This window comes from uncultured Veillonella sp. (assembly GCF_934190855.1).
Classification (GTDB): domain Bacteria; phylum Bacillota; class Negativicutes; order Veillonellales; family Veillonellaceae; genus Veillonella.
Window position 1 is genome coordinate 1 of the sequence record NZ_CAKPTN010000059.1, and the last position, 9,407, is coordinate 9,407.

Here is a 9,407-nt window from a genome sequence, read left to right on the forward strand (position 1 = left end):
ATTTGAGCTTCGATAATATCGCCTACAGCAAGCACATCAGATGGATGTTGACGGCTATTGCATAATTCACTACGATGCAAAAGACCATTCGTTTTAAGACCAAAGTCTACGAAGGCACCAAAGTCAACTACGTTATGAACTGTACCTTTTACCACAGTGCCGACCTTGATATCTTCGAGGCTTACTACATGTTTTCTCGTAAGCGGTGCCGGTAAATCTTCACGAGGATCGCGACCTGGTTTTGCCAAAGCAGCTAGAATATCTCGTACAGTTGGTACCCCTGCATCAAGTTTTGCGGCCATTTTCTCCGCATCAACGAGCGGTAATTTCACTTGCAACGCTTCTAGTTGCGCTTTATCTTGTAAATCTTTTAAGGTAAATCCTAATTCACCAATGATGCGTTCCGCCAATTCATAGGACTCAGGATGGACAGATGTATTGTCTAACGGATTTTTACCGTGTTGCAAGCGAAGGAAACCAGCACATTGTGTGAACGCTGCGGGACCTAAACGAGGTACTTTCAACAATTCCTTACGACTTTTAAATACGCCATTCTCTTGACGGTACGCAACGATGTTTTTAGCCACCGTACTAGAGATACCTGCAATATGTTGTAAGATAGCTGGAGATGCTGTGTTAAGCTCTACCCCAACATGGTTTACTACAGTTTCAACTACTTGATCTAAGGTATGAGTCAATTGTTTTTGGTTTACGTCATGTTGGTATTGACCTACGCCGATAGATTTAGGATCAATTTTAACAGATTCAGCCAATGGATCTTGTACACGGCGTGCAATGGATACGGCGCCGCGAATTGTTACGTCTAAATCTGGTAATTCATCGATAGCCAATTTAGAAGCAGAATATACAGATGCACCTGCTTCATTGGTGATGATATAGTGGCAATCTAATTTTTCCTCTTCAATCATGGTAGATGCAAACTGCTCTGTTTCGTAAGATGCAGTACCATTACCAATGGATAAGAGGGTAACTTTGAACTTGCGGATTTTATCAGCCAATACCTTTTGTGCTTCCTTGCGAAGCTTTTCACTATTCGTTAAATAATAGGCACCGTAATCTAGTACATTACCTTGTTGGTCAATGATAGCCATCTTACAGCCTGTACGGTACCCAGGGTCAAGGCCCATAATGACATGTCCTGCCAAAGGTGGTTGTAACAATAGGTTTTTAAGGTTTACACCAAACACCTTGATAGCTTGCTCGTCCGCGTTTTCAGTCAACTCATTGCGGATATCGCGCTCTAAAGCAGGGAAAATTAAACGTTTGTACGCATCTGCTACAGCCGCTGCTTTATAATCTGCAAAGATAGACTTTGGATTTTTCTCTAACTTTTGCACCATGTACGCTACATATGTATCACCTGGTACTGTAAGGGCTAATTTTAAGGCCCCTAATTTTTCACCGCGGTTAACCGCCAAGATGCGGTGAGACGGCATTTGACGAACAGGCTCAGCATATTCTGCATATTGCAAGAACTGTTGCTGTACCTCTTCATCACCAGTCAACTCAGCTTGAATAAAGCCTTCGTTCCACATCTTTTTACGCAAGTACGCACGGAAGTCTGCACTATCGCTAACGATTTCCGCTACGATATCAGATGCACCTTGAATAGCATCCTCTGGTGTTGGCACCTCTTCCGTTACAAATTCTTTAGCAATCTCTAACGGATCACCAGAGGTAACCGTATCGTTAAGAATCATTTCTGCCAACGGCTCCAAGCCACGTTCACGAGCGATCATAGCGCGTGTGCGTTTCTTAGGTCGATACGGCAAATACAAATCCTCTAATTCTTGAAGCTTTGTGGCAGCCTCTAAGGCTTTCATCAATTCGTCAGTCATCTTTTCTTGCTCTGTAATAGAGGCAATGATTTCTTGACGACGTGTTTCCAAGTTGCGCAAATATTTAATGCGTTCTTCAATGATACGCAATTGCTCATCTTGTAATTCGCCTGTTACCTCTTTACGGTAACGCGCAATAAATGGCACCGTATTGCCTTCGTCCAACAATTCTACGGCAGCTTGCACCTGCTTTGGCTTAACATTTAATTCACTGCCAATAATGGCAAACATTCTTTCACTCATTTAGATGCCTTTCTGCGATAGGTTACAAAACGATGAGGATACTTGTTCTTTTCATCCACTACGCCGTCTACTACGGATTCAATGGTGAAAGCCTCCTCTGGGAAATCAGGGAAAAATGCATCCCCTTCAAATTCATGGTCTACTTCTGTGATGTACATCGTATCCAAGTAAGGCAAGAAAGCCTCATATACTTGGGCACCACCGATGACATAGGCCGCATCAAGAGCACGTGCTGCTTCTGTAGCCGCCTCAGGGCTATGGAAAACCGTAACCCCTTCAGGAGCGTCAAAGCCTTTATCGCGGGTAATTACCCAATGCTCACGATTTGGCAACAAGAACGGCAAACTTTCAAAGGTCTTACGGCCCATAATGATGACATGACCTGTAGTTTTTTCTTTAAAGAATTTCAAATCATTCGGCAAGTGCCAAATCAAGGTATTATCTTTACCGATTACACGATTATGTGCTACGGCTACGATTAATGCTAACATACTGCCCTCTTTCGATTCATACTATATGACAACAGTCATAAATGTAATACTATTTAGCAATTGTTATGAACACCCATATGGCAACAGCCATACATATTATGCTATTTAACAAGGGTCATGAATACTATGCTATACAGCAACAGTCATGGACAATTTACCTAAGTGCTCATACCCTTCTAATGTAACGTCCTCCGGCGTGAAATCGTAGAAGTCTTTTACCTCAGGATTCACAATGATTTTTGGAGCAGGCAACGCTTGATCACGGCGTGCTAATTGTTCACGCAATGCTTCTACATGGTTTTCATACACATGAGCATTGTTGATAACATGAGTAAATTTACCAGGTTTAAGGCCTGTTACTTGAGCAATCATGCATTGTAACGCTGCATATTGAGCCGTGTTAAATGGAACGCCAAGGCCCATATCGCCACTGCGTTGAATGAGCATACAGTTCAAATATCCGTCAGCTACATCCCATAATGTTTCATACGCACATGGTTGTAATGCCATATCATCTAAATCCTCAATGTTCCATAAGGTTACAATCATACGACGGCTATCTGGATCTTCTTTGATTGTTTTGATGAGATTATCTAATTGTTTGTACTTTGCGATTTGATAACCATAAGCCTTACCAATGGTACCATCTTCGCGCATCCATTCGTCCCATACGTGTACATTCATTTCTTGTAATTTACGTACATCGTTGGATTGCATTTGCCAAATCCACAACAATTCTTTTACAGCCGTTTTGAAAGCTACAAATTTTGTAGTCAAAATGGGAAACTCCTCTTGCAAATCGAATTGCATGATTTGATGAGGTAATTTATATGTCGCAATGCCCGTACGATTTTGACCATATGTACCGTGTTCTAAAATATTTTCAATAATACCGAGGTATTGTGTATCTGCTAGACTCATATATCCCCCTAAATCTATGTATACTAAGTCGAATAATACTAATATTCTATCTTACAATATATAGTACTATCATACTAAAAAATACATAGCACTACCATATATGCAGTAAATTTTATATACATTATACGATGTTTATAAGCTAAAGCCTATGTACATAACCTGCACTATATCATTATTACTATAAACTGTATCTGCACAGTAGATTGTAACTATCCCTTATATTCTGCAATGGCCTGTAAAAAACTGAGGCCATATTTTTTCAATTTTGCCTCCCCTACGCCCTTAACATTGCCAAACTCACCCAATGTGGTTGGTCGTAAATTAGCTAAGTCAATAAGCACAGTATCCGGGAAGATAAGATATGGTCGAAGGCCAGCCTCTTCAGCTAAGCGCTTACGATGTTGTCGTAAGTGTTCAAATAAACCACCGGATCCGGAACTAGATTTTCCTCGTGCCACAGTGGAGGTAGACCTACTAGTGCGAGATGGTACAGACACATGTTGTCTGATTTCCTCTACCTCTTTATGCCCAGCGAGGACCTCCTCAGCACCAGCCGTCAAGGATAGCACAGGATACTTACCTGAAGAACTACGCAAGTAACCAGAGGCTACAAATTGTTGAATAAGGCCCTTAATCGATTTCTCGTCTACATTGCTCAGTAGACCAAAGACAGGCAATGCATCGTGTCCTGCCCGCATGATGCGATCAGTTCGCTCACCGCGCACGATAGAGGTAATCATAGAGGCCCCGTAGCGCTCATCAGTCCCCATAATGGCACGGAAGATAGCCTTCGCCTCTTTCGTTACATTGATCTTATCAGCGGAACCTTTACAGGAACTACAATTGTCACATGTGGTCCAGACGGTGCTTTCACCAAAATAGTTAAGCATATATTTACGTAAACAATTACTACAGAAGCAGTAGTCAATCATAGACTGCAACTTGCGAAGTTCCACCTCTTGTCGCTCAGGCGTCTCGATAGACTGTTCAATCAAATACTTGTGAACCTGTACATCCTGCCCACTATAGAGCAAGATGCATTCTGCAGGTGCTCCATCGCGACCTGCACGGCCCGCCTCTTGATAGTAAGACTCCATATTGCGCGGCATTTGGTAATGCAACACATAGCGCACATTACTCTTGTCGATGCCCATACCAAAGGCATTGGTTGCCACCATGACCTGCAGTTTATCATCAGCATAGGCGTTTTGCATCTCACGGCGCACCTCGTCGCTGAGCCCACCATGATAATGGCCTACCTTAATACCTGCACGGGTTAGATTTTCATACACCCGATCTACATCCTTGCGCGTCGCACAATAGATAATACCATTTTCATTGGCGTGTTGACGAACGTAATGGACTACATAATCCATGCGTTTTGGTGTACGGATGACAGAGAATGATAAATTAGGCCGATCAAAGCCCGTTACATATACATTTGCTTTATCTAATCCTAATAGTTTTTTTATATCATTTTCTACATATTTCGTAGCCGTCGCTGTGAAAGCCCCTACGATAGGTCTCTTCGGCAGTGAGTTAAGCCACTCACCAATGAGCCGATAGGACGGTCTAAAGTCATGACCCCACTCGGAGATACAATGAGCCTCATCAACGATAACTTGAGCAATGGGCAACGCTCGCAGCACATTACAAAAGAAATTAGACCCTAGTCGCTCTGGTGCAATATATAAGAGCTTAATCTTACCACTGCGCACCTCGTACATGGTTTTATTAAACTCCGCTTGAGTAAGGGTACTATTGATGAGTGCCGCCGGTATATTCTGCACTAATAGACCATCTACTTGGTCTTTCATAAGAGAAATGAGTGGCGAAAACACGATAGTAAGGCCCGGCTTGCAAAGTGCAGGAATCTGGAAGCAGATAGACTTTCCTGCCCCTGTAGGCATGATGCCGATTACATCTTCATTACGTAATAAGGAGGCTATGGGAGCCTCTTGAGCCGGTCTAAAGGAGGTATACCCAAAGTAGGTTTCTAACATGCGCAGTGCTTGTTGTTTCGTCACAACTGGTTGTTTTAGGTTTTCTTGTTTTGTTGTCCCTTGTTGATCCATGAATACCTCCTTTCACCTTCTATTTTTTCATTCTATTATTTTAACATATTTCGAGTATTTTCGGTTTATTAGTATATATGATTTATAGGTTAACCGTCTAATGCCCAAGATGAAAGTATATGCTTAAAATTCGTATAGAAATCAATAAAATCTCACCAAATTTTTACACTCTAAAGTGCTAATATGTGATACAATAAGAATTATTTATAATACTATAGAATGAAAATTTAACCTAAGGAGGTCTTATATAGGCATGACACAAGACAACTTAATGATTATTATCGCCTTTGCCTTATACCTAGGACTCATGATGTATATTGGGGTCTACTATTATCGCAAATCGAACAGCATCGGTGATTACATCCTCGGTGGCCGACAACTAGGACCATGGATTACAGCTCTTAGTGCAGAGGCCTCAGATATGAGTGGTTGGATGCTCATGGGTGTGCCAGGTCTCGCATATACGACGGGTATCTCTGGTATGTGGATTGCTGTAGGCCTCACATTAGGCACTTGGGCAAACTGGAAATTCGTTTCTAGACGCTTGCGTAATCATACAGAGGTAGCTAGTGACAGCCTTACCTTACCGGATTATTTGAAAAATCGTTTCCACGATCAATCTCATTCGGTAGCTGTCATCTCGGCCCTATTCATCTTGATATTCTTCTTGATTTATACTTCATCGGGCTTCGTAGCAGGCGGTAAGTTATTCAACACCATCTTTGGTCTTGACTACACTGTATCCCTCTTCATCACCGCAGGCATCGTCGTATTTTACACCTTCCTCGGTGGCTTCCTCGCCGTATCTTGGACAGACTGTATTCAAGGGGCATTAATGTTCTTTGCTATCTTAGCAGTACCGATTACAGCAGCTATGTTCATGGGCGGCCCTGTAGAAACGTTCCAACTCATCCAACAGGAGTTCCCACAAGGTCTTAGCTTGTTTGGTAATCCATCTGATTGGTTCACTTGGGCTATCGGCTTAATCTCTGCCCTCGGTTGGGGCCTAGGTTACTTTGGTCAACCACATATCCTCGTAAGATTCATGGCTATCTCAGATGCGAAAGAGTTGAAAAAATCTACGAACATCGCCATGGTTTGGGTTATCTTATCCCTTATGGCAGCTATCGCAGTAGGCCTCATCGGTCACGTATATATGTTACCAGATAAATTGGTAGGCACTGATGCGGAAACAGTATTCCTCATCATGACAGAACGTCTCTTCACACCATTTGTAGCAGGTCTCATCTGGTCTGCAGTACTCGCAGCTATTATGAGTACTGCATCTGCACAATTGTTAGTAACAGCTTCCGCTATTGCTAATGACTTCTACGCCAATATCATTCATCCAAAAGCGAGTGATAAGGAATTAGTGCTCGTGAGCCGTATCGTAGTACTACTAGTTGCATTAGTAGCTATCTACATGGCAATGGATCCAGATAGCTACATCTTAACGATGGTAGCTTACGCATGGGCAGGCTTTGGTGCTGCCTTTGGTCCAGCTATCTTGTTCTCCTTATTCTGGAAACGCATGACACGTCACGGCTGTATCGCTGGTATCGTAGTTGGTGGTTTAACCGTACTCATTTGGAAACAATTTGAATTCCTTGGCCTTTATGAAATCGTGCCAGGCTTTATCTTCTCGTCCATCGCTATCTATGTAGTGAGTATCATGGGTAAATTACCTCCACGTCCAGTACTTAAGGACTATAAAGAAGCGGAGAAAATGCACGTTCTATAAAATGAGCACTACATGTTTTCGAAAATAAATACTGCACAAAAAACAAGTACTGTATTTTCTACAAAATAGAATACATAAAAAATAGAGCTAGTTGATTCAACGATCAACTAGCTCTTTTATTATGAATATTGTTGTAAGCCTTCTTTTATAGCTTCCTTCACTTCAGCCACCAAGGATGCCGGTGAAAGTACTTTTACACTTTGCATATATTGGAGAGCCCAATATTTAAAAGCGTGATGATTTACACGTACGCGGCATATAACCTCATCAGGTGTTACATTGGTAAATTCCACATTGCCATCAAACCAGTCTAAGATTTGATTTACGATAGAACGTTTTGCTTTAAAGCTCACCGTAATAGATTCACCGCCGAACATATAGATATGCTCTTTTACGTATTGAGACACATTAAAGGTGCGTTGCTGTTGGTATCCCTTTATCTCCCGTAAAGGTTTTCTCCGTTCACTTAGCACCGTAATGTGTGCAATGCGATCGACACGCAATGTAGACATGTCGTCATAATTTTCGTGGTTACCAACCAAGTAATAGTGTCCCCGATTCATTACTAGTTGGAATGGATTAAATACATATTTCCGTTCCTTGTTATCTGGACCAAGATTAATATGTAAACGCTTATCCACGTCTGGTTGGCAATAAGCCAAGGAAATTTTTCTCCCCTTTTGTATTGCTTCTTCTATGAGATCAATGTTAAGGAATAAGTCCTGGCTTCTATGAAGGTAACCTGTAGCACTTTCAATATCAATACCATGAGGCTTGAAATGAGAGCTCCCCAATTTAGCAACACGACTAATCAAATCCTTACGTTGAGATGCGGTAATATGGCGAGAAGCCAAAATACCATCAATTAATAATCTCAATTCTGAATCTTCAAAAGTATGAATCATATAGAAATCAGTACGGCGAATCGTGCCATCTGCTCCTACGGCAGACTCTTCACATTGAATACCGAAATCACCAGATTCATATAAATCATTTAAATGACGGCCTAAGGTCTTCCGATCAACGGTCACCTCATACCGCTCAGCTAATATACTGCGGATCTCCTCTTGAGATAAAGTATGATTAGCATCCGTTTCACTTTTCAGGATTTCTAGTATATATACTAGAACGGCCTTCTTAGATGCCATAAAAGACTCCTTTTACAAATAATACAATAAAAACAACATTGTAATTAATACAATATATAATATCATCCACAACACACCGGATGATGTTCACAAAAATACCCATACATAGTATACCACACTTTTCATATATGGTTCATTTATTTCTCATTAAATTTATCGATTTACTATACTTTTTTGGCAAGATAAAATAACTAAATGTAATAATTATTAAATAATTTTAAACTTAATTATATAAAATAAAACCCGTTATCACTTTTTACATATATATGTTATAAGTATAACGGGTTTTGTTTTTAGAATGAAATTAATATGAATAGCATCAAATTACAGTTTTATTAAGATATAAACTATCTCGGCACGGCTTAGGAAATACTCTCTTTTTTCTTACTTCTAATAAAGCCTAATTGCTCCATTCGTTTCGTTAATTCATTGTAAAAAGCTTCGGCCATCACATTTTGATGCTTTGCCGGCTGAGACTTATCGGCACTAAAGAGAGAATCTTTAATCTTCTTGATCAACGTAGATTTTGATTTAGGTTTATTTAAGAGCTCCATGAATAACAAGTCTTCTTCAGAAATATCACCAATGGCATCGTTGAACATATTTGCCCCATAAATATATTCGCTACCGCCATCAGCAATGGCTTTTACAAAGTTTGTATAACGTGCTGGTACATAGGACAAGCCTTCCATGTACTCTTCTTTTACAGGGAATGTTTTATAGAAGCGAATACCACCACGTACCATATGCTCAACTACAGCTTTATATAGACTGCATACCGCTGGTTCTAATTCATCATCAGACGCATTAGCCGCCTCATGAGCTGCTTTCAAGATAGCGAGGGCCTCAATCATGTTGAAAGTACCACCATCTTTAATAAGTGCTTGGAACGTATCTCGTACGAGCTCATTTTCAAACATTTCCAATGC

At 40.9% G+C, this 9,407-nt stretch carries 6 protein-coding genes and 1 pseudogene; 1 reads left to right on the forward strand and 6 read right to left on the reverse strand.

Annotation, left to right across the window (positions count from 1 at the left end):
• From Q0F90_RS04860 to recQ, 4 genes are all read right to left on the reverse strand, one after another.
• Nucleotides 1–2,102, reverse strand: a 2,102-nt coding sequence (locus tag Q0F90_RS04860; protein ID WP_296003871.1) for a Tex family protein, incomplete at its 3' end; no start/stop codon positions are given.
• Nucleotides 2,099–2,593 (reverse strand): dihydrofolate reductase, encoded by a 495-nt coding sequence (locus tag Q0F90_RS04865; RefSeq protein WP_296003873.1) that lies wholly within the window; start codon nucleotides 2,591–2,593, stop codon nucleotides 2,099–2,101. The genes Q0F90_RS04860 and Q0F90_RS04865, both read right to left, overlap by 4 nt.
• Nucleotides 2,594–2,722: 129 nt before the next feature.
• Entirely contained in the window at nucleotides 2,723–3,514 is a 792-nt protein-coding gene (locus tag Q0F90_RS04870) for a thymidylate synthase (RefSeq protein WP_296003875.1), read from the reverse strand.
• A 209-nt stretch (nucleotides 3,515–3,723) separates the two neighbouring features.
• Nucleotides 3,724–5,589 (reverse strand): DNA helicase RecQ, encoded by a 1,866-nt coding sequence (gene recQ, locus Q0F90_RS04875; RefSeq protein WP_296003878.1) that lies wholly within the window; start codon nucleotides 5,587–5,589, stop codon nucleotides 3,724–3,726.
• A 253-nt stretch (nucleotides 5,590–5,842) separates the two neighbouring features.
• Between recQ and putP the strand changes: the two genes are divergently transcribed.
• Nucleotides 5,843–7,330 carry a sodium/proline symporter PutP gene (gene putP / locus Q0F90_RS04880; protein WP_296003880.1) on the forward strand — a complete coding sequence of 496 codons (1,488 nt, stop codon included), beginning with the start codon at nucleotides 5,843–5,845 and terminating at the stop codon, nucleotides 7,328–7,330.
• Between the two features lie 119 nt (nucleotides 7,331–7,449).
• On the opposite strand, the gene Q0F90_RS04885 is transcribed toward putP, so the two are convergent.
• Both Q0F90_RS04885 and Q0F90_RS04890 read right to left on the reverse strand, forming a co-directional pair.
• Nucleotides 7,450–8,478 (reverse strand): YafY family protein, encoded by a 1,029-nt coding sequence (locus Q0F90_RS04885; RefSeq protein ID WP_296003882.1) that lies wholly within the window; start codon nucleotides 8,476–8,478, stop codon nucleotides 7,450–7,452.
• Between the two features lie 362 nt (nucleotides 8,479–8,840).
• Nucleotides 8,841–9,407: pseudogene (locus tag Q0F90_RS04890) on the reverse strand (methyltransferase); the annotation flags it as partial.

Coding starts and splice junctions, on each gene's coding strand:
- putP (WP_296003880.1), top strand. CDS start 5,843: ATGACACAAGACAACTTAATGATTATTATCGCCTTTGCCTTATACCTA.
- recQ (WP_296003878.1), bottom strand. CDS start 5,589: ATGGATCAACAAGGGACAACAAAACAAGAAAACCTAAAACAACCAGTT.
- Q0F90_RS04865 (WP_296003873.1), bottom strand. CDS start 2,593: ATGTTAGCATTAATCGTAGCCGTAGCACATAATCGTGTAATCGGTAAA.
- Q0F90_RS04870 (WP_296003875.1), bottom strand. CDS start 3,514: ATGAGTCTAGCAGATACACAATACCTCGGTATTATTGAAAATATTTTA.
- Q0F90_RS04885 (WP_296003882.1), bottom strand. CDS start 8,478: ATGGCATCTAAGAAGGCCGTTCTAGTATATATACTAGAAATCCTGAAA.